This window comes from Ruegeria sp. BG11 (assembly GCF_056538565.1).
The window spans coordinates 1-1182 of sequence record NZ_JBQFTH010000045.1; the positions used below are offsets into that span (position 1 = coordinate 1).

The window sequence follows — 1182 nt, forward strand, 5'->3', positions numbered from 1 at the left end:
ATGGCAAAGGAAAAGTTTGAGCGTACAAAACCGCACGTCAACATCGGCACGATTGGGCACGTTGACCATGGTAAGACGACGCTGACCGCAGCGATCACCAAGTATTTTGGTGACTTCAAAGCGTATGACCAGATTGACGGTGCGCCGGAAGAGAAAGCGCGCGGCATCACCATCTCGACCGCCCACGTGGAATACGAGACCGAGAACCGCCACTACGCGCACGTTGACTGCCCCGGCCACGCCGACTACGTCAAGAACATGATCACCGGTGCTGCTCAGATGGACGGCGCGATCCTGGTTGTGAACGCCGCTGACGGCCCGATGCCGCAGACCCGCGAGCACATCCTGCTGGGCCGCCAGGTTGGCATCCCGAAGATGGTCGTGTTCCTGAACAAAGTTGACCAGGTTGACGACGAAGAGCTGCTGGAACTGGTTGAGATGGAAGTTCGCGAACTGCTGTCCAGCTACGAATACCCTGGCGACGATATTCCGATCATCGCAGGTTCGGCTCTGGCCGCGATGGAAGGCAATAAGCCTGAGATTGGTGAAGAGAAGATCAAGGAACTGATGGCGGCTGTTGATGAGTACATCGACACCCCTGAGCGTGCTGTTGACCAGCCGTTCCTGATGCCGATCGAAGACGTGTTCTCGATCTCGGGTCGTGGTACCGTTGTGACCGGTCGTGTTGAGCGCGGCGTGATCAACGTTGGTGACGAGATTGAAATCGTCGGCATCCGCGACACTTCGAAAACCACCTGCACCGGCGTTGAAATGTTCCGCAAGCTGCTGGACCGCGGTGAAGCAGGCGACAACATCGGCGCGCTGCTGCGTGGTGTTGACCGTGACGGCGTTGAGCGTGGCCAGGTTCTGTGTAAGCCGGGTTCGGTTACACCGCACACCAAGTTCGAAGCCGAAGCCTACATCCTGACCAAGGAAGAAGGCGGTCGTCACACACCGTTCTTCGCGAACTACCGTCCTCAGTTCTACTTCCGGACCACTGACGTGACTGGCACCGTGACCCTGGCGGAAGGCACCGAGATGGTCATGCCCGGCGACAACGTGTCGTTCGGCGTTGAGCTGATCGCGCCGATCGCGATGGAGCAGGGCCTGCGCTTTGCGATCCGCGAAGGCGGCCGCACCGTCGGCGCCGGCGTTGTGTCGAAAATCACTGAATAAGTCGCG

The 1182-nt window shown here is 59.0% G+C and carries 1 protein-coding gene; it reads left to right on the forward strand.

The window, feature by feature from the left end; translation table 11 throughout:
- A partial coding sequence (gene tuf, locus ACR0JF_RS23290; RefSeq protein ID WP_170381019.1) for an elongation factor Tu occupies positions 1-1176 on the forward strand: 1176 nt, incomplete at its 5' end.
- Positions 1177-1182 lie beyond the last annotated feature (6 nt).